The organism is Bradyrhizobium sp. 62B (assembly GCF_030272265.2).
GTDB lineage: Bacteria > Pseudomonadota > Alphaproteobacteria > Rhizobiales > Xanthobacteraceae > Bradyrhizobium.
Window position 1 is genome coordinate 5352496 of record NZ_CP092841.2, and the last position, 17208, is coordinate 5369703.

Below are 17208 nucleotides of genomic sequence, written 5' to 3' on the forward strand. Positions count from 1 at the left end.
TCCTCCACATGTGCAATCTCTATTCGATCACGACCAATCAGGCCGCCATCGCCGAACTCTTCCGCGTCGTCCGCCGTTACGAAGGCAACTTGCCGCCAATGCCCGGGGTGTTTCCGGATTACCCTGCCCCAGTCATTCGCGACGCAGGTGGCGAGCGCGAGCTGGTCATGATGCGCTGGGGCATGCCGCCGCCCCCGCGAACCGGCGGCCCGCCGGTGACGAACATCCGCAACACTGCCTCGCCGCACTGGCGTGCCTGGCTCAAGCCGGAGCACCGCTGCCTCGTGCCCGTCAACAGCTTTGCCGAGTACGCACCCGAGCCGAACCCGGAGACGAAGAAGAAGGACGTGGTGTGGTTCGCGCTCGCGGAGGCACGCCCGCTGTTTGCATTCGCCGGCATCTGGACGACGTTCAACGGCGATCGCGGGACGAAGTCGAAGCCCGTGCCGGGGCCGCATCAGGTGTATGGGTTTCTTACGACTGCGCCAAATGCGGTCGTTGAGCCAATTCATCCCAAGGCGATGCCGGTGATCCTGACCACCGCCGAAGAATGGGACGTGTGGATGCGAGCACCGTGGGACGAAGCGAAGGCCCTGCAAAAGCCATTGCCTGACGAGGGGTTGAAGATCGTCAGGCGAGGTTCTGACAAGGAAGATATTCTTACGCTTGCGTAAAGGGTGAGACTGCGAACTCGCAGAATTCAGGCCCTACCTACGTGGCAAGCATATCGTCAATTGAACCGGCTCACGTCCGCCCGACGTGTCAACGAGCACCGACCATAGCAAGATTTCTCCGCGAATGATTCTAAGATCGGCGACCGAAGCGCACGGCGTCAATACTTCGTCGTATCGGTGAATCCAATGCCCCTGACGCCCGCCTCCTTGCACGCATCCTTCAGCACTTGGTCGCATATGACCAGGGGATAGAAGAGAAGCCTGAAGATATGAGCCTCCCCGACACTATCCTCCTTGAAAATGAGGCTGCTTCTTCTTCTCAGATTGTGAACCTTGCGACCGGGCGTCGGATACTCGATCTCAAGAACCGCCTTTTCTTATCGACGGCATCGAGAACCCTGATGACATCACAAAGCCAGTAGGTCGGCGCCGCGCGGCCATCCTGGTACCGGGTCTCGCATCTGACGAAACGAACTCCTTCTGAATCCAATGTCTCGAGAAGGCTCTTCATCCGGTCGGAAACAAGCCGATAGTCGTGAAACAGCTCCCAATCCGCGGGAGCACGGCCGAGAGACCTGTCGATGCAAGCCGCGGAGTTTCAGGGAAAGCCACGAAGCCCCGCTCCCGCGGCGGAATGAGCACCTGGCGTCCGCCTGTGAGAGCTGCGAGATTTTCCATCTCCCACCCCGGCGCCGTGTGGAACCCGCCAATGCCGGCGACATAGAACTTTCGATCCTTTGCCTTGACCCGGCGCTTCTTTGGTGGAGAACCAACCATCAATCTTCTCATTTACGAAAGTCTGTCGTGCGCCGGCGCAGTGTGCCGATGCTGCTCATCTACACGGAAGCATCGGTACAGTAAAACACCGGCAGCCCGCCAAACGCATCGGAATTCCTGTAACGAACCTGGATGCGCTCGCTCGCACTTGCCCCGATCGTGTCGCCGTCCTTCACCACGCTGCCATGCTCGATCAGATACGCGGACAGCCCGGCGACCTTGTCGAACAACCCCGAGAGCGTGAGCTTGGCCGTCACGAACTCGATCTCACGATCGACGAACGCGGACAGGCCGATCGTGACCGCGCCGATCTTCGCTCCTGACCGGAAACGGAAGAATGTCGAGCCACAGCCTGAAGGGATAGTCGGGATAAGGTGCGAATGCATCGCGGGAGGTTTCGAGCCAGAGCTCGGCGGGCCGCGCGACCCGGCCGGCCCATACCACGCCGCAAAGCTTCCGGCATCGCCGCAATCAACGCGCCGATGACCGCCGTCGTGCCGCGCGCGGCAACCAGCGGCTGCTCACCCTTTCCGAGCATCGATACGATCAGATGGCCGCGATGCCGGGCCGCCACCGCCTTGCTCTCCGGCCAGGTCGTGGCCGCGCGCGCCCACAGTACAGGCCCTGGTCGTGCGGAATGGATGCCGGCGTCGACATGACCGCAACAAGCGCGTTGCCGCAGCGAATGAGCGGAGAGTTTGCCTGAGCCTGCGCAGCTCCGTCTCCCAAAGTCTCGGTCGTCAATTCCGGATGTCGGCCGCGAAGGACCTTGGTGACCGCAGACATGTCCGGTGTCGCCGGATTGTCCAACAAGATGAAAGAAAGAAGCGAGCTACTCATTCAACTGCCCCGCAAAAAATCATCTGGATTGCAACCGATACTTCGGCACTTCGCCCAGAGGTTGAAAGCACACGCCTTAGAACAAAAAGGGAACGATGTCAATCGATGCTCGCTCTGGAGCCTTTTGGCGTAGGACCGGGACCAAAGCACACGGGGCCGCCCGGCGCGGGCATCGCCCGGCATCGCCTTCCGACCGTCGAACGGCCTCCTCCCTTGTCCTGCCTGCGCGAAACGTACCGGATGAGGGCAGCTTCAACAGCGCGCGCGCCTCGCGCTCGAACTTGCGCATGTATTTCCATGCTCATTCACGAGCCGACGGCTCACGCGTGGAGAAAGTGATCGCTGGCGGCTTCAAGATGGAACGTCGCTTTAGCGGATGTGATGGGCAGCACATATTTCAGACGTGCGGCACGCCATTGTTTCTGTGCGATTACCCAGGCACAAGGAAATACGCCATGACCGTCTCCCGCGCTGCTCTCTTCGCCATCGTCGGAATCAGTTCGTTCGTTGCCTCCATCCAGATGTCTTACGCTGGCGGCCTCGGACTCGATTGGCTCTCGAACAAACCTTACGTCGAGTGTCTCAAGCAAGCACGGATGCTCGCTGATGTGAGCAGCGTCATGAAAGGACCGGCCTACCGGGAGGCGAGCTATGAGCGAGGCCGTCACCAGTGCAACCGACAATACTACGGTCACGAATAGGCCTGCAGCTGCCAGTACGGGATCTGCCAGCGGCTCGAGCGTTCCTTGAAAACATCATCGAAGTCGTCCCGCTCGTTGCGGCATGACTTCGGTCTGCATCGATGAAGATTGGCGTCAGGGTTGGCGGGTCGCTCCCGGTGCTCCCGGTATCTGGCCGCCGAACTTGGACGAGCCCGTGCCACTCACGCTGGTGGGGCCGGCGGCCGTGCCGTTCGGATCACTGCGGGCGGCCGAGCGTCCGGGTCCGGGCATCATGTTCATCGACTTGGACCAGCCGTGATGATGATGGCGCTTTGGCGTGTGGGCCGAGGCATAGGACGAGGCGGCCAATAAAATCGCTAGACCGAGTGCTGCTGCTTTCATGAACGTATCCTCCTCCGAGGAAAACTTTACCTCCCCGCGCGTGTTCCTTTTCGCCCCAGCTTGCTCCTGAACTTTCTTCCGGCTGCTGCCGACCTTCTCAAGAAGCGTATCGGATGCCGGCTCCGTCGACAGCTCCCGCTTCGCGCTCGAGCCGGCGCATGATTTCCGTGTGCGCATGGCCCGCGAGGCAACGGCCGTTACACCGGAATCCCGCCCCGCACTCAAATTGAGTAAGTCGCTCAACATGCTCATCCTGCACGCGAAAATTTAATCTGCGCACGTATCAAAAGATACAGACTCTCCGCCGCGGCAGGACTAGGCTTAATCCATCACCGCAAGGCCCGTGGCACGAGACCGGTGATGAGAACGCCAATCGCGCTCCCGCCCTTCTGTTTCGCGAGGAGAGTACGCCATGCTGAAACGGCGTCGTTTCAAACAAATCAAGACACTCAACGAACGACTGGCCGACGAGGCCATCCGCTGCCGCGAAGAGGCGCGCGCGCTGTCGCCGGGGCGCCGCCGCGAGATGCTGCTGCGCCGGGCGCGGCAGGACGAGACCGCCATGCAGATCGACGCGTGGCTGCGCTCGCCCGGCCTGAGGGCGCCGACATGAGCCAGCAATATCGCGCTTACCTCGTCGGCGAGAACGGCGTCTTCCGCTCGGCGGAAGCCTTCGAGGCCGCGTCCGACGAGACCGCCCTCGCCTTCGCGCGGCAGTTCACACGGCACGGCAAGGTCGAGGTCTGGCAGCTCGGGCGCAAGATCGCCGTGCTCGAGTCCGGGCAATCCTGGCCGTTGCCGCCGCAACCATCGCGGCCGACGCTGACGCGTCAATGATCGCCGGATGGCGTTCGTGGGTTGAACGTCTCGATCGCGAAGCTGAATGTCACCTGCATGACGGGCCCGCCGGCGTCGCGAACGTCGATCGCCATCCTCCGCCGTCCGCCGGTCGCCGGCGCGGAAATGATGGCGTCGCGCGCCATGTCGCCGACCGACTTGGCGGCCTCGGCCTGGACCGCGCGCATGTTGGACAGCTCCAGCCCCTCTTCGTCGAGCGCGGCTCCGTGCTCGTCGGTCAAGTCGAAGTAATATCGCGCCATATGCGTATTCCTTTGTCCCTAAGAGGCCCGGGAGGGGACAAAGGTTGCTAGCCCACCGAAAAAACTATTGGAGCCAAGAGGTTCCGGGAACTGACTTCACCTCTCGGCGCAGCTCTTACTCTTCAGCGAGCTTGCACGCGATATAGGCGTCCACCGTCTCGGCGAAGGAGCGCTGCACGCCGACCGCGACATCATGCTGGTCGAGCGCGTCGCGCTGGAGCACGCGCAAGCCGCGGCCGCGGCAGCTCACGGGCGCCGTGTTCAGATATTGATCGATGGCGCCCTTGGCGAGCGGGATGGCCTTGGGATCGCCCCTGGCGATCAGGAGCCTGAGCAGGCTCTGGCATTCGGCCAAACCTGGCATGGATCTAAGCCTCTCAGCCTTGCCGCGATTTCGGCTTCGGCCGCTTCACGGGCTGGGTGTGGGTGCCGAACAGCGCCAGCAAGAACGCGACTTCTTCCTTCGAACCGATCTGGATCATGATTGTCTCTCCTGTTCGCTCCGTTGGTCGGGCCGCGGGCGCGCGCAGTTCAGGACAATCGGGTTTCAGCACTGTTTCAGGCGTGTTTCGTCGCGGCCTGACGGCCTGGCCGGCCTGCTTGTGTCCACAATTGAACATGGGAAACGCCCTTGACGCCGCCCTCGTCGCGCTTCGCTATTCCTTAACGCCCGCCCCATAAATTCCCACGCAGATGATGGGCCTGCGGGGAGTTTTGAGAGATGGCCGTGAAGTGCGCCGGATGTGCCGACGGGACGGAGTTGCCGTTCGAATTCAAGATGGCGTTCCAGCCGATCGTGGACGTCAGCGAGAACAGGATCTGGGGCTATGAGGCGCTGGTGCGCGGCCCGAACGGCGAGAGCGCGCACAGCGTGCTCAGCCAGCTCACCGACAATCAGCTCTACCGCTTCGACCAGGCCGCTCGCGTCATGGCGATCGAAACCGCCGGCCGGCTGTTCGCCGATCCGCGCACGCGGCTCTCGATCAACTTCATGCCGAACGCCGTGTACGAGCCGCGCGCCTGCATCCAGAAATCGCTGGAAGCCGCGCGCCGCGCCAATTTTCCGGCTTCCAATCTGATGTTCGAGTTCACCGAGAACGAGCGGATGAGCGATCCGGCGCATGTCGAGAACATCGTGCGCGCCTACAAGGCGCTCGGCTTCTGGACCGCGCTGGACGATTTCGGCGCCGGCTATGCCGGCCTCGGCCTGCTCGCCCGGCTGCAGCCGAACCTGATCAAGATCGACATGGAGCTGCTCCGCGACATCCATCTCAGCCGGCCCAAGCAGGTCATCGTCGCGGGCCTCGCGCAGATCGCGCGCGAGCTCGACATCACGGTCCTGGCCGAGGGCGTCGAGAACGAGGCCGAGCTCACCATCCTGCGCGCCGCCGGCATCGCGCTGTTTCAAGGCTATCATTTCGCGAGGCCCGGCTTCATGTCGCTGCCGACGCTGCGCGGCTTCGAGCGGATCGACGTGTCGCTCGCGGGGTGAGCTGGATCCGGCTTTTCCCGATTGTCCCGGTCAGCGATACGAGACGCCAAAAGCCCGCGCGGATCGCTCCACGCGGGCTTTTGCTTGCTGCTTGCGCAGCAGGTTTGATATCAGTGCATATGGCCGATCAGATAGACGCCGCCGCCCAAACGATGACGGCCGGCACGGCCCAAAGCAGAAGCACGGGCATCGCTCGTCTCCTTAGTTCGAGGTGCAGACCTTGACGGTCTTCATGCCGGCCTCGGCTTCAGACCTGGTCTTGTACACGGTATCGCCGCTGACGACCGTGGTCTCAGTGGTCGTCGGCTTCGACTCCGTGATCGTGCACTTCTTGGTCTTGGCGTCCTGCACCACGTAGAACGCCTGCGCGAACGCGGGCGCGGCAAACGACGTCAGCACGGCAGCGGCAATGATGGTCTTGATGTTCATAATGTCCTCCTCCAGCAGCCCGGTCGTCCGGATCTGTCTTCTTCAAACTTCAAATATTGCCACTTGTTCCCGGTTATCATCCGAACCAACGGCCGGGGCTCGCGTTGACGTGGCGACCCTGGAGGCTGCGATGCTGGATCTGAGACTTGCGACGACCGCGCTGGCGATGCTGATGGCCCTGATGACCGTGGCGCTGGCCGAGCCCGCCAAGGATCAGATGCGGCCCGCGGCTCAAGCCGCCGAGGCGCGTCCGATCCGCGTCATCCTTCCCGCCCCCTGGGAGCCCGCCACGACGCAGGCCGAGGCAACACCTGCGAAGTAAGTCCAACGCAGCTCATGTGCCGCGCTTCGCGGTGACGGTGCGCAGCGCGATGCCGTGCTGCCAGGCCCGCACCCGCACGGCCGCTTCGCTCCGGTTCAGCGCAAGGGCGATCTCGTCGGGCCGCCTTCCCGCTTCAGCCATGGCTTTCAACCGCTCATGCTCTTCCGCTGTCCACCTCTTCAACAATGGATAGCGTGATTGCATGGTTGGAGCTGCCTCGCGTGTCATGACAGCGAAGACAATCGGACGCCAAAGGCGAAGTTCCTACGCGGTGCGCGGCCGACGGCCTGCCGGCCGAAGGCCGAGCGCACAAACGGGATATCGCGGCAATCGTTCCTCGCGTCCTCATCGGGCGCGCGCGATCGCAGCAAGATCATGCTGCGGCACTCGGCAATCTTTGATCGCAGCAACCAATTCGAATCTCATGTGTTGTCGCCGGCACATTCACCACCGGAGAACAAAAAATGAGACGTCTTACCATGCTAGCCGCAACCCTGCTGATGCTCGGAGCCGTGCCCGCAGGCGCGCAATCCCAACCCGCGCAAAGCGGCCCAGGCAACAACGCCGTCAACAGCTCGGACCACAACAACTCGAACAAGCCGGTCGAGGGCCGCAACAGCTTCACCGAGGGACAGGCGAAGTCGCGGATCGAGGGCGCCGGATATTCCAACGTCTCCGGACTGCATAAGGACGACCAGGGCGTCTGGCGCGGCAAGGCCGACAAGGCCGGCAGCAAGACCGACGTCAGCCTGGACTTCCAGGGCAACGTGAACCCCGCCAAGTAAGGCCGACCAAGCAAGGAACAACGCACATGTCAACCACCATTTCCCGCCTTTACGACTCTTATGCCGACGCCGAGCGCGCCGTGACCCGGCTCGAGGGAGCCGGCGTGCCGCACTCCGACATCAGCATCGTCGCCAACAATTCCGACAATTGGTACGGCTCACGCTCCGGCAAGGTCGATCGTGACCGCGACGGCGTGGACGATCGCGCCGAAGGCGCCGGCACGGGTGCCGGCATCGGCGCCGGCCTCGGCGGCGCGGCAGGCCTGCTCGCCGGCCTCGGCCTGCTCGCCATTCCCGGCCTCGGTCCGGTCGTGGCGGCAGGATGGCTCGCCGCGACCGCAGCCGGCGCAGCGGCCGGTGCGGCAACGGGTGGAATCGTCGGCGCCCTGACGGAGGCCGGCGTCTCCAAGGAAGACGCATCGCGCTATGCCGAGGGCGTTCGCCGCGGCGGCACGCTGGTGTCCGCGCGCGTGCCCGACCAGGACCGCGCCCGCCTCGATGCACTGCTCCACGAGAGGTCCGTGAACCTGCAGGACCGCAGCGCGGCCTGGCAGAAGTCCGGCTGGACCGACTTCGACGCGGCGAGCCCGCCGCTCTCTCCGGAGGACATCGGCCGCGAGCGCGAGCTCTACGGCACGGGCGTGCGGCGATAAGCTCCGTCCAATCCTACGACGACAAAGGCCCCGCGGTGCGGGGCCTTTTTTCTTTTCGCGTGAGCACGATCCCTTGCCGCGATCGGGAAAAACAGGCATTTGCCAGTAAATTAACAAAATCCGGCGCATCGGATTTGGCGGAATGAAAGCTGTTCGCGCCATGCTGGAGCATGTCGCTTGCTCTCCTTGCACGGACCCGACCGGGAGAGCTTCGGAGAGATCGCCCATGTACTTCGTCGCCGCTGCATTACTGGTGCTGTCGGGACTGTTCTATTCGGCGAGCCATCACGAGCTCGGACAATTCGGCTCCGACGTTTGCAGATATGGCGGAGCCTTCTGCGACAATCCCGTGCTGCTCTTCACCGGTGCCGCGCTGGCCGCCGCCTGGGGAATGTTCGTCAGCATCAAGTAGGCGAACTCGCGCGCGATCTGGCGCAGCTGCGGCGGGGGAGCCGTCGCGGCCTCTGGCGATCATCGACTTATACCATTGTGTCGCCCGACGGTCAACCGGTTTTCGACCAATCCGAAAATGAATTCGGATTTTTCACATGGGGTCGCCGGCCTCCCCTTGCGGCGGACCGGATCCCTCGCCGCTCGTCGCGAGGGCAGCCGAGATCAGGCAGCGAACGCCGGCGGGCTCGAACTCCAGGCGGAAGCGTCCGGCGAGATCCCGGCTCGCCAGCGCGATGAGGCGGCTGCCGAATCCCCGGCGGCTCGGCGGACGCACGGGCGGGCCGCCGCTCTCACGCCAGCTCAGATCGACCTGGCCGTCCCGCGCGTCCCAGCTGATATCGACCCGGCCTTCGGGACGGGACAGCGCGCCGTATTTCGCGGCGTTGGTGGCAAGCTCGTGCAACGCCAGCGAGAGCGCCAGGGCCTGGGCCGGCAAAACCACCAGCGAAGGACCATCGCGGACGATCTGCCCCGACGGGAACGGCGCGACGGCGCGGGCCACGAGATCGGTGAGATCGGCGCCCGACCAGGCGCGCGCGGTCAGCAGATCATGGGCGCCCGACAGCGCGAGCAAACGCGCATTGACGATGCTGCGCGCCGCCTCGACGTCGCCCGCACTGCGCAGCGTCTGATTGACGATCGACTGCACCGTGGCCAGCGTGTTCTTAACGCGGTGATTGAGCTCGTTGGTGAGCAGCCGTTGCAGCTCTTCGGCCTGCTTCAGCTCATTGAGATCGCGGCTCGCGCCGACGATCGCAACCGGCTTGCGTGCGGCGCCCTCGCCTTCGAACTCGACCAGGCCCCAGGCACTCAGCCAGCGCCAGCTGCCGTCGCGCTGCTTCACCCGGTACTCGACGTCGTAGCGGCCGTCGCCCGCGGGATCGAGCGCCTTGGCGACGCGCGCCCACATCAGCTCCATGTCGTCAGGATGGAATTTGGCCTCGACGCCGTCCTTGTCGTGCGGAAACCGCGCCTCGGTCAGCCCGTAGAGCGCCTGGGCATTGGCATCATAGATGCAGATGTTGTCCGCCAGCGTGTAGCGCCACGTTCCCATTCTGGAGGCGATCATCGCGAGGTCGAAAGTGCGCTGCTGCCGCTCGAGCGCAAGCCGCATGTCGTGCTCGTGGGTGACGTCCAGGAAACAATTGATGCCGCCGACGATCTCGCCGTCCTCGTCGCGCAGAGGCGCGACGTTGACGCGCGCCACCCACCGCCTGCCATCGGGATTGAGAACGACCGCCTCGACGCCTTCGAAGCTTTGGCCGGTCCGCACGACGTGCGCCATCGGCGTCTCCTCGGGCGGGACGAAATCGCCGTCCAGGGTCTCGACGCGGAATGAACCGCAAAACTTCTGCGCGACATCGCCGAGCTTGGGCGCCCGGCCCCAAAGCTGGACGGCGCGGTGATTGACGCGAACGATCCGTCCCTCGACGTCGCAGGCATAGACACCGATCGGGAGCGCATCGAGGATCGCCTGGTCCAGTGTCAGGAATGAAGCGAACAGCGTCGGTGTCGGTGCCGGGAGCTGAAAGTTCAGGAGGGACATAAGGCAAGGTAACGGGAAACCGCACAGGCGGCAACGCGATCGGCCGCTGCTTTATTTCGAATGGAGCGCGGAACCTTCGCACGCTCGCGGCGTTGCGCCCGCCTTCCAGGCCCTGAGCGCGACTTCACCACGTCTTGGATGAGCGGTTAGCTTTATCAGAAGTCCCACCCTACGCACGCGCTTGGAACCATCGTTCCGTCCCTTGCATTTGCTGAAGGTGCCCCCCGATCGAGGTCTCCCCTTCCATGAGCGACGACGCCCTCACCCCGACGAAATCCGCGCCGACGCTGCTGCAACGGCTGGGTCCGGGCCTGATCACGGGAGCCGCCGACGACGATCCGTCGGGCATCGCCACCTATTCGCAGGCCGGCGCGCAATTCGGCTACGGGCTGCTGTGGACCGTGTTTCTCACCACGCCATTCATGATCGCGATCCAGCTCGTCAGCGCGCAGATCGGCCGCGTCACCGGCAAGGGTCTCGCCGCCAACGTCATGAAGGTCGCGCCGCGCTGGGCGGTGCTGGGCCTCGTCGCCATGCTGGTTGTCGCCAACACCTTCAACATCGCCGCCGACATCGCCGCGATGGCCGAAGCGCTCTCGCTCGTCATCGGCGGGCTCAACCACGAGCACGCGCTGATCTTCGCGGCGGGCTCCACCATTCTGCAGGTCTTCCTGCCCTATCGCCGCTATTCGCCGGTGCTGAAATTCCTCACCTTGGCGCTGTTCGCCTATGTCGCCACCGCCTTCACCGTGAAGATCCCGTGGAGCACGGCGCTGCTCGCCGCGGTGTGGCCCAAGGCCAATGTCAGTGCCGATTATCTGATGATGGTCGTAGCCATGCTCGGCACCACCATCAGCCCGTATCTGTTCTTCTGGCAAGCCTCGCAAGAGGTGGAGGAGATGAACCAGGGCAAGCGCGACAAGCCGCTCCGCGAGCTCAAGCGCGGCGGCACGCACGAGCTGGACCGCATCAAGACCGACACCTTCTCGGGCATGCTGCTGTCCAACGGCATCGCTTTCTTCATCATCCTAACCACGGCCTCCGTGCTGCATGCCAACGGCGTCACCAAGATCAACTCGGCGACCGAGGCGGCCGAAGCGCTGCGGCCGCTCGCCGGCGATTTTACTTTCGCGCTGTTTGCGACCGGCATCATCGGCACCGGACTGCTCGCGATCCCGGTGCTGGCGGGCTCGGCGGCTTATGGCGTCGCGGAGATCTTCGGCTGGCGGGCCACACTCGAAGCCAAGCCCGATGAGGCGGCCGGCTTCTACACCATCATCGCAGCGGCAACCATCATCGGCTTCGGCCTCGGCTTCACCGGAATAGATTCCATCCATATGCTGGTGTGGAGCGCGGTGCTCAACGGCATCGTCGCCGTCCCCATCATGGCGATGATGATGCTGATCGTCTCGAACCGTGCCATCATGGGCCGCTTCCGCGGCCGGACCTGGCTGATCTGGCTCGGCTGGGGCGGCACCGCGCTGATGGCGCTGGCCGTCCTCGCTATGTTCGGCTCGTCGCTGCTAGGCTAGACCGGCGACAGCGCCGCCGAGATCTGCGAGGCGATGATGAGGGCCGCGAACACGGCCGGCACGCTCATGAGCCGCAAGAACTGATCGATCGAAAGCATCGCTGTCCCCCCAAGACGAGAAACGTCCTCGCCCGCCGCGCTAATGCTCCCCTTGCGCGACGTGCTGATCGGCCGTCAAAAGCTGATCGGAAATGGCAGCCCCGCTCATGGTGAGCAGCGCCAGAATTGTGATCACGGCCAGAAATTTCATGGCCGGACCGTCGCTCCCGATTGTGGCCAAAAACCGCGGGACTGGTCATGCTTTCCCCACCGGAAACTACGGGGTTTGAGGCAAAAATGGGCGCTTTCGGCGGCCCTCGCCGGGCTTCCCGGCAACGCGCCCTTAGCCTAACATTTGTGGCTGGGGCCGAGCTTGCGAGCGGGCCAACAACAAGAACAATGCCCGCAAGGGGCCGGGGAGCGACATGACAAGATCAAAAGCAACGAACCTCGAAATCCTCGCCTGCGATGCCGGCTGGAGAAACTATCATTTCGTCAAGCTGACGACCGAGGACGGCATCGTGGGCTGGAGCGAGTTCGACGAGGGTTTTGGCTCGCCCGGTGTCGGCGCTGCCATCCAGCGCCTCTCCGCCCGTGTCATCGGGCAGAACGTCTTCCAGCACGAGCGCATCTATGCCGAATTGTTCGCGGCAACCCGCCCCGCAGCCGGCGGCGTGGTGGCGCAAGCGTTGGGGGCGATCGAGAATGCGCTGCTCGATGCCAAGGCGAAGTGTCTCGGCGTGCCCTGTTACGAGCTGCTCGGCGGCAAGCTTCGCGACCGTATCAGGGTCTACTGGTCGCATTGCGCCACATGGCGGATCAATCATCCGTCCTGGTACAAGCCACCGATCGAAAACCTCGACGGCGTCAAGGCGATGGGGCGCGAGGTGCGCGAGAAGAAGTTCACCGCGCTGAAGACCAACATCTTTTCCTATGACGACGGCAAGCCGACCGGCTGGCGTCCCGGCTTCGGCTCACCCTTCGCGCCCGAGATCAACGTCGACCGCAAGATCCTGCGCGACCTGCATATGCATCTGGAAGCGATCCGCGACGGCGCGGGCCCCGACGTCGATATCCTCTTGGATTGCAACTTCAACGCCAAGACCGAAGGATACCTGAAGATCCTGCGCACCATTGCCGACATCGACATGTTCTGGGTCGAGATCGACAGCTTCAGTCCCGCAGCCCTCAGCTATATCCGCAGGCAGAGCCCGCATCCGATCTCATCCTGCGAGACGCTGCTGTCCTTGCGCGAATTCCTGCCCTATTTCCAGGCCCAGGCCATGGACGTCGCGATCATCGACACGCCCTGGAACGGGGTCTGGCAATCGATGAAGATCGCGGCCGCCGCGGAAGCCTTCGAGGTCAACGTCGCCCCGCACAATTTCTACGGCCATCTCTGCTCGATGACGAACGCGCATTTCTGCGCCGCCGTCCCGAATCTGCGCATCATGGAGATCGACATCGATCGTCTGGCGTGGGACCGCGAGCTCTTTACCCATGAGCCGGAGATCGAGAACGGCTGTCTGGTGGTGCCTGATAGGCCCGGCTGGGGCACCGAACCGAACGAGGACGCCTTGCGCGCTCATCCGCCGAAGACGAGCGGCGGGCTTTTGAATTACGGTCGCAAGAGCTGACAAGAGCTGAGGGACGCGCCGACGGGATTACGGCGTCACGGGATTGACGACCGGGGAGGTCTTGGGCCCAGGCCGCGCCGGCTCGATGGGCGATTTCGGGGTGGTCGGGAGTGCCTTGGCGCCCGCGGCCCGCGCTGCTTCGCCCGTGGTCCCATACATCGCAACATGCGCCGGCTGGGTCTTGGCGCGATTCCAGGGACCGTGGTCGACAATCAGCATGGCCGCAATCGTCACCCCCGCCACGATCAGCGCGATCACGCCGGGATGGCGGAGGGCGGTGGACATGGAGTAGGCGAAACGACCATTTGTCATCACGAAATCCGCTGTTGTCCTATCGCGGGTTAATTCAGAGGTGCCCCTCCGGGTTCCAGCCCCCATCAGGCAGGTTCCCACCTGATTGCGCGAATGCAGTCCGTCAGCGCGTCTGCCCGGCAATGAAGAGGGCCCCGCGTCAGATCAGCCAGTCATGGGACGCAGGTCCAACGCCGTGATGCGGACCATTCACGCCGTGATTGGCAGCGTGCTCGTCCAGCGCGACGGGGAAGATTTCGGCGATCATCTGAGGCGCGTCTTTCTCGCCGGGCGTCGCGTGGAGCGCACCAGGTTCTTTCAGTTCGATGGCCGGGGCGAGCGCGGAAGCAGCTGCCCCGCTATCGAAGCGAAACACCAGCTCATGATCCGCGCCGCTGCTCGCGAATCCAGATTTTTCCGGCTGGGCTTCAGGTGCAGGAGATTGCGGAGGCTGGTGCGGATTTCCTCCTGCGGCGTTATCGCCGCTTGCAAGACTTGGTTCGATGATGCCGGGCGCTGCGTTTGGTGAGCCCGGAGGCAAATCGTGCTCCGGCTTGTCGTGCTCGGTGGCAGGCGGTCCTGCCGTTTTCCCTGCCGGCGACGCAGGGTCGGACACCTCGGATGAATGCTCATCGGCATGAGTGGCGCCGCTGCCCGGCTTGGACTTGGCGTCGGTCATCTCCGCGGCTGCCTTCGCGGACCCTGACTCTGCGGCGTGCAGTGAGGGGCCGTGGTCGGTGTTACCAGGAGCTGGGTCGCTGTCCGCTCCTTTGGCTGAAGCCGAGTGAACAGGATGGCTGTGTTCGGCCCCGCCGGACTCTGCCGTCTTTGTCCCTGGCGGCCCGTCCGCAGCCTGCGAACGGTGTTCATTGTCATGGCCGGCATCGCCATCCGGCTCGGGCTTTGTTTCTGCCATCTCGGTGGCTGCCGCCTTCGCGGGGCCCGGCTTCACAGCGTGCTGCTCGTGGCCGTGCTCCGTGCTGCCACCAACTGCGACGCCCTCGCCTGCTTCTGCTCCTTTGCTCGAAGCCGAGTGGCCCGAATTGCTTTGCTCGGCACCGCCGGACTCCGCCGTCTTCGCTGGGCCCGGCGGGCTGTCCGCAGCCTGCGAATGGTGCCCGTTGTCATTCCCGACGCCATTGCCGGGTTTGGCCTCCTCCTGCGTCATCTCGCCGGCATCGCCCTGGGCCTGGCCCTGGTCCAAAGCGTGATCCGAGTTGCCGTGGCCCGTGCTATCGGCCGTCGCGAGGCCAGGTGGAACGATCTCGTTCTGCGTGGTCGATGGAGCGCCGCTGTTCGAATTCGCCGACTCATTCTTCGAGGAGAACTTTTCGACCGTCGGAGATGTCGCGCCCTGATCGGGCGCGGCTGACGAACCGTAGGTCATACCGGACGCACCGGCACTCTCCTCGGTCCTGTCCGCCGTGTCGCGCGTGACGGCGCTGGACTTTGCCGACGTCCCGGAGCCCGTCCGAATGTGTGCGAATTGGAAGCTCAAGCCCTCATCGGCCGAAGCGCTCCAAACGCCGGCGGTCCCCGGCGAACTCTCGCTCGCGCGGCCGCTGCTTGCACTCACATCAGTCTCATCGATTGCGGCCACCGATATCAGCGCGTGTTCGAGCTGCTTCAGGGTGACCGCGACAGCTGCGCCATCCGAGTTGTGAACGGCATCCGCATGCGCGACGGATACAATTCCCTTCAGATGGACTTCCAGCAGGCCGCGATCCCCGACATCGAGCACCCGATCGGTCGGATTCACATAGACGATCGTTTGATTGGTTGCGGGATCGTAGATCCAGGCGAGAGTATGTGGCGGGATCGACTTGACCGCGGCCGTCAGATGCAGACAAGCGAGCGCCCCGAAGGCCGCAAGATTGATCCTGTTCGGCCCTGACGCGGGATCCAGGACGGGATCGGAAGAGCCGGCTTTGGAATCGATCGCGCTGCGATGAACAACGTTCTCGACATTGCCACCTGTCAATTGGTCGAGGCCATCTCCGCGGGCACCGGAAACGGGACCAGGATCCAGCGCGCCGTCAATTTTCGAACCGCTGTGGCTCGCAGCGTCCGGGCCACCCTGCCCGCGAACGTCTTGTTGCGGGACGTCATTGCTTCCGGTCGCAAAGCCGGCAGCCTGGCCCAAATCGTGCGGGAAGATATCCAAAGCCGAGTTCGCTGCGTGCAAGTTCGCTGCGTGATTGGCGTCGACATGCGTGATCGCGGCGAGCTTGGTCGTCGCAGTCTCGCCGATGCCGGCCAGCAAGCTGTCGATCGAAGCCGGATCCAGCTCACGCGCCTGCGCTCCGTGCTGAGAATCGCTCAGTTCGTAGATCAATGCCGCGGCGAGAGCCGCGAAGGTGCCATAGCCTGCGGGCATCGACGCCGGATGGAAGGCAGACCGCGGAAGATGATCTTCTGCGTCGGGATCACTTCCGGCTGGCGTGCTGTTCGCTCCCCGTGGCAAAAGCGCAGCAAGGCCTGGCGTGCCCGATCCGACAGAACCGCCCTCTTTCCACACCTTCGAGCCCAGGAGTTGTTCAACGGCGCGCAGCGCTTCCACTGCCGCCGTCGGCGTCGCGGCCTGGCTTGCCTTGGCCAGCAAGTCCTTTTCGGTGAGAGCAGGCGCCTCCCCGGATTTCGAGATGACGAGATGCGCAAGGATGGCTTTTTTCCAGACCTCATGGCCGGCGTGTTCGTCGCTCTGACCGTGACCCTCGTCATGCGCAAAATCGTCGTTCGCTTCGGACGCCTTGAGCTCGTCCAAAATTGCGAACGCCAGAAAGGCCAGAGCGAGCGCGGCGAAGCCGGAGGTGCGTTGCAACCAAGAGATGGTCGCAAGCACCGTTCGGTTGGTGATCTCGAGCTTCTGGAAGATGTTGTGCAGATGGACTTTGACCGTTCCCTGGGAAACGTCGAGCCGGCGCGCGATCTCCTTGTTCGACATCCCTTCCGAGACCAGCCGGACGATCTGACGTTCCCGGGGCGTCAATAGCTCCAGCATCTTCTCGATTCTGCCGGGGCCATCAGCCTCCTGGCCGGTGGGCGCGAGATCAGCCTGCTCGAGCGACAATCCGCTCTTGGCCATCAGCCGCAGCGACCGCAGCATTGCGCCGGGAGCGGCATATTTCGAAATTGCGCTGCAGGCGCCGGCGGCAATCGCTGCGGTCAGATCTTGATTGTCGGATTCGGTAAAGAACACCAGGCGGGTGGAAAACTTCTCGGCTTTCGCGATCGCGAGGATGTCGGCTGCTGTCAGGTCCGGCAGGGTATCGGCGATCAGGGCCACGTCGGGCGACAAGCTCCTGATGGCTTCGAGGCAGCTTGCCCCGTCGCCGATCGACGCGACGACATCGAAATCCTTCTGTGTCCCGAGGACCGACTTCAGTCCCTGCAGAACGATCGGTTGCCTATCGACGAGCACAAGCCGGATCGGCTTAGAGATCCCTTGCCTTGCGGACGCGTCCAACATCGACTTTGCCTCGGCCCGGTCCTCTATGTCCTTCGGCATATGGCCGTGGCCGGGTCGGATAATAAAATAAGTTCAATCGATTTAGTTCCCAAGACAAATTTTGGAT

At 63.6% G+C, this 17208-nt stretch carries 22 protein-coding genes; 11 read left to right on the top strand and 11 right to left on the bottom strand.

Annotated features, from left to right (window positions below; translation table 11 throughout):
* Positions 1–8 precede the first annotated feature (8 nt).
* Complete coding sequence (locus tag ML401_RS25625) at positions 9–674, top strand: SOS response-associated peptidase (RefSeq protein WP_285807383.1); 666 nt, start codon at positions 9–11, stop codon at positions 672–674.
* A gap of 158 nt (positions 675–832) precedes the next feature.
* On the opposite strand, the gene ML401_RS25630 is transcribed toward ML401_RS25625, so the two are convergent.
* The 3 genes from ML401_RS25630 to ML401_RS25640 form a co-directional block, all read right to left on the bottom strand.
* The gene (locus ML401_RS25630) at positions 833–1033 is read right to left on the bottom strand and encodes an imm11 family protein (protein ID WP_376717386.1); all 201 of its coding nucleotides are present in this window, start codon (positions 1031–1033) and stop codon (positions 833–835) included.
* Positions 994–1257, bottom strand: a complete 264-nt coding sequence (locus tag ML401_RS25635) for an imm11 family protein (RefSeq protein WP_376717387.1) — start codon at positions 1255–1257, stop codon at positions 994–996. The genes ML401_RS25630 and ML401_RS25635 overlap by 40 nt, the downstream gene beginning before the upstream one ends.
* 253 nt (positions 1258–1510) lie before the next feature.
* Positions 1511–1837 carry a DUF4261 domain-containing protein gene (locus tag ML401_RS25640; RefSeq protein ID WP_285807384.1) on the bottom strand — a complete coding sequence of 109 codons (327 nt, stop codon included), beginning with the start codon at positions 1835–1837 and terminating at the stop codon, positions 1511–1513.
* 909 nt (positions 1838–2746) lie between these two features.
* On the opposite strand from ML401_RS25640, the gene ML401_RS25645 reads away from it, so the two are divergent.
* Entirely contained in the window at positions 2747–2992 is a 246-nt protein-coding gene (locus ML401_RS25645) for a hypothetical protein (RefSeq protein WP_285807385.1), read from the top strand.
* A 114-nt stretch (positions 2993–3106) separates the two neighbouring features.
* On the opposite strand, the gene ML401_RS25650 is transcribed toward ML401_RS25645, so the two are convergent.
* Positions 3107–3355, bottom strand: coding sequence for a hypothetical protein (locus tag ML401_RS25650; RefSeq protein ID WP_211419919.1), 249 nt, complete (start codon positions 3353–3355; stop codon positions 3107–3109).
* Between the two features lie 412 nt (positions 3356–3767).
* Here ML401_RS25650 and ML401_RS25655 point away from each other — a divergent pair, with 412 nt between their 5' ends.
* The gene (locus tag ML401_RS25655) at positions 3768–3968 is read left to right on the top strand and encodes a hypothetical protein (RefSeq protein ID WP_212067439.1); all 201 of its coding nucleotides are present in this window, start codon (positions 3768–3770) and stop codon (positions 3966–3968) included.
* On the top strand, positions 3932–4192 hold the full coding sequence (locus tag ML401_RS25660) for a hypothetical protein (RefSeq protein WP_285807386.1): 261 nt from the start codon (positions 3932–3934) through the stop codon (positions 4190–4192). The genes ML401_RS25655 and ML401_RS25660 overlap by 37 nt, the downstream gene beginning before the upstream one ends.
* On the opposite strand, the gene ML401_RS25665 is transcribed toward ML401_RS25660, so the two are convergent.
* Both ML401_RS25665 and ML401_RS25670 read right to left on the bottom strand, forming a co-directional pair.
* Positions 4186–4455, bottom strand: coding sequence for a DUF6894 family protein (locus tag ML401_RS25665; protein ID WP_212067440.1), 270 nt, complete (start codon positions 4453–4455; stop codon positions 4186–4188). The genes ML401_RS25660 and ML401_RS25665 overlap by 7 nt on opposite strands.
* A 115-nt stretch (positions 4456–4570) precedes the next feature.
* Positions 4571–4819, bottom strand: coding sequence for a hypothetical protein (locus ML401_RS25670; protein ID WP_063202881.1), 249 nt, complete (start codon positions 4817–4819; stop codon positions 4571–4573).
* A 357-nt stretch (positions 4820–5176) separates the two neighbouring features.
* Between ML401_RS25670 and ML401_RS25675 the strand changes: the two genes are divergently transcribed.
* The gene (locus ML401_RS25675) at positions 5177–5947 is read left to right on the top strand and encodes an EAL domain-containing protein (RefSeq protein WP_285807387.1); all 771 of its coding nucleotides are present in this window, start codon (positions 5177–5179) and stop codon (positions 5945–5947) included.
* A 201-nt stretch (positions 5948–6148) separates the two neighbouring features.
* Here the strand turns inward: ML401_RS25675 and ML401_RS25680 are convergent, their stop codons facing one another.
* A complete protein-coding gene (locus ML401_RS25680; protein WP_211419921.1) occupies positions 6149–6376 on the bottom strand; it encodes a hypothetical protein in 228 nt (75 codons plus the stop codon).
* A gap of 130 nt (positions 6377–6506) precedes the next feature.
* On the opposite strand from ML401_RS25680, the gene ML401_RS25685 reads away from it, so the two are divergent.
* A complete protein-coding gene (locus ML401_RS25685; RefSeq protein ID WP_211419922.1) occupies positions 6507–6698 on the top strand; it encodes a hypothetical protein in 192 nt (63 codons plus the stop codon).
* Positions 6699–6710: 12 nt separating this feature from the next.
* Here the strand turns inward: ML401_RS25685 and ML401_RS25690 are convergent, their stop codons facing one another.
* Entirely contained in the window at positions 6711–6839 is a 129-nt protein-coding gene (locus ML401_RS25690) for a hypothetical protein (RefSeq protein ID WP_283818896.1), read from the bottom strand.
* 323 nt (positions 6840–7162) lie between these two features.
* On the opposite strand from ML401_RS25690, the gene ML401_RS25695 reads away from it, so the two are divergent.
* The 3 genes from ML401_RS25695 to ML401_RS25705 all read left to right on the top strand — a co-directional run bounded on the left by ML401_RS25695 (position 7163) and on the right by ML401_RS25705 (position 8548).
* Positions 7163–7483 (top strand): hypothetical protein, encoded by a 321-nt coding sequence (locus tag ML401_RS25695; protein WP_285807388.1) that lies wholly within the window; start codon positions 7163–7165, stop codon positions 7481–7483.
* A 26-nt stretch (positions 7484–7509) separates the two neighbouring features.
* Positions 7510–8136, top strand: coding sequence for a hypothetical protein (locus tag ML401_RS25700; protein WP_285807389.1), 627 nt, complete (start codon positions 7510–7512; stop codon positions 8134–8136).
* Positions 8137–8362: 226 nt separating this feature from the next.
* Positions 8363–8548, top strand: a complete 186-nt coding sequence (locus ML401_RS25705; protein ID WP_194403499.1) for a hypothetical protein — start codon at positions 8363–8365, stop codon at positions 8546–8548.
* 132 nt (positions 8549–8680) lie between these two features.
* On the opposite strand, the gene ML401_RS25710 is transcribed toward ML401_RS25705, so the two are convergent.
* Entirely contained in the window at positions 8681–10135 is a 1455-nt protein-coding gene (locus tag ML401_RS25710; RefSeq protein ID WP_285807390.1) for an HWE histidine kinase domain-containing protein, read from the bottom strand.
* 245 nt (positions 10136–10380) lie between these two features.
* Between ML401_RS25710 and ML401_RS25715 the strand changes: the two genes are divergently transcribed.
* Both ML401_RS25715 and ML401_RS25720 read left to right on the top strand, forming a co-directional pair.
* Entirely contained in the window at positions 10381–11667 is a 1287-nt protein-coding gene (locus ML401_RS25715) for an NRAMP family divalent metal transporter (RefSeq protein ID WP_285807391.1), read from the top strand.
* Between the two features lie 463 nt (positions 11668–12130).
* Positions 12131–13342 (top strand): mandelate racemase/muconate lactonizing enzyme family protein, encoded by a 1212-nt coding sequence (locus ML401_RS25720; RefSeq protein ID WP_285807392.1) that lies wholly within the window; start codon positions 12131–12133, stop codon positions 13340–13342.
* 27 nt (positions 13343–13369) lie between these two features.
* On the opposite strand, the gene ML401_RS25725 is transcribed toward ML401_RS25720, so the two are convergent.
* A complete protein-coding gene (locus tag ML401_RS25725; RefSeq protein WP_285807393.1) occupies positions 13370–13654 on the bottom strand; it encodes a hypothetical protein in 285 nt (94 codons plus the stop codon).
* Positions 13655–13793: 139 nt separating this feature from the next.
* Positions 13794–17102 (bottom strand): LuxR C-terminal-related transcriptional regulator, encoded by a 3309-nt coding sequence (locus tag ML401_RS25730; RefSeq protein WP_285807394.1) that lies wholly within the window; start codon positions 17100–17102, stop codon positions 13794–13796.
* Between the last annotated feature and the right edge of the window lie 106 nt (positions 17103–17208).

Excerpts from the sequence above, each read along its gene's own strand:
- ML401_RS25730 (WP_285807394.1), bottom strand. The coding sequence starts at position 17,102 with ATGTTGGACGCGTCCGCAAGGCAAGGGATCTCTAAGCCGATCCGGCTT.
- ML401_RS25625 (WP_285807383.1), top strand. The coding sequence starts at position 9 with ATGTGCAATCTCTATTCGATCACGACCAATCAGGCCGCCATCGCCGAA.
- ML401_RS25715 (WP_285807391.1), top strand. The coding sequence starts at position 10,381 with ATGAGCGACGACGCCCTCACCCCGACGAAATCCGCGCCGACGCTGCTG.
- ML401_RS25680 (WP_211419921.1), bottom strand. The coding sequence starts at position 6,376 with ATGAACATCAAGACCATCATTGCCGCTGCCGTGCTGACGTCGTTTGCC.
- ML401_RS25650 (WP_211419919.1), bottom strand. The coding sequence starts at position 3,355 with ATGAAAGCAGCAGCACTCGGTCTAGCGATTTTATTGGCCGCCTCGTCC.
- ML401_RS25725 (WP_285807393.1), bottom strand. The coding sequence starts at position 13,654 with ATGACAAATGGTCGTTTCGCCTACTCCATGTCCACCGCCCTCCGCCAT.
- ML401_RS25705 (WP_194403499.1), top strand. The coding sequence starts at position 8,363 with ATGTACTTCGTCGCCGCTGCATTACTGGTGCTGTCGGGACTGTTCTAT.
- ML401_RS25720 (WP_285807392.1), top strand. The coding sequence starts at position 12,131 with ATGACAAGATCAAAAGCAACGAACCTCGAAATCCTCGCCTGCGATGCC.
- ML401_RS25695 (WP_285807388.1), top strand. The coding sequence starts at position 7,163 with ATGAGACGTCTTACCATGCTAGCCGCAACCCTGCTGATGCTCGGAGCC.
- ML401_RS25670 (WP_063202881.1), bottom strand. The coding sequence starts at position 4,819 with ATGCCAGGTTTGGCCGAATGCCAGAGCCTGCTCAGGCTCCTGATCGCC.
- ML401_RS25645 (WP_285807385.1), top strand. The coding sequence starts at position 2,747 with ATGACCGTCTCCCGCGCTGCTCTCTTCGCCATCGTCGGAATCAGTTCG.
- ML401_RS25710 (WP_285807390.1), bottom strand. The coding sequence starts at position 10,135 with ATGTCCCTCCTGAACTTTCAGCTCCCGGCACCGACACCGACGCTGTTC.
- ML401_RS25640 (WP_285807384.1), bottom strand. The coding sequence starts at position 1,837 with ATGCATTCGCACCTTATCCCGACTATCCCTTCAGGCTGTGGCTCGACA.
- ML401_RS25675 (WP_285807387.1), top strand. The coding sequence starts at position 5,177 with ATGGCCGTGAAGTGCGCCGGATGTGCCGACGGGACGGAGTTGCCGTTC.
- ML401_RS25655 (WP_212067439.1), top strand. The coding sequence starts at position 3,768 with ATGCTGAAACGGCGTCGTTTCAAACAAATCAAGACACTCAACGAACGA.
- ML401_RS25700 (WP_285807389.1), top strand. The coding sequence starts at position 7,510 with ATGTCAACCACCATTTCCCGCCTTTACGACTCTTATGCCGACGCCGAG.
- ML401_RS25690 (WP_283818896.1), bottom strand. The coding sequence starts at position 6,839 with ATGGCTGAAGCGGGAAGGCGGCCCGACGAGATCGCCCTTGCGCTGAAC.
- ML401_RS25665 (WP_212067440.1), bottom strand. The coding sequence starts at position 4,455 with ATGGCGCGATATTACTTCGACTTGACCGACGAGCACGGAGCCGCGCTC.
- ML401_RS25685 (WP_211419922.1), top strand. The coding sequence starts at position 6,507 with ATGCTGGATCTGAGACTTGCGACGACCGCGCTGGCGATGCTGATGGCC.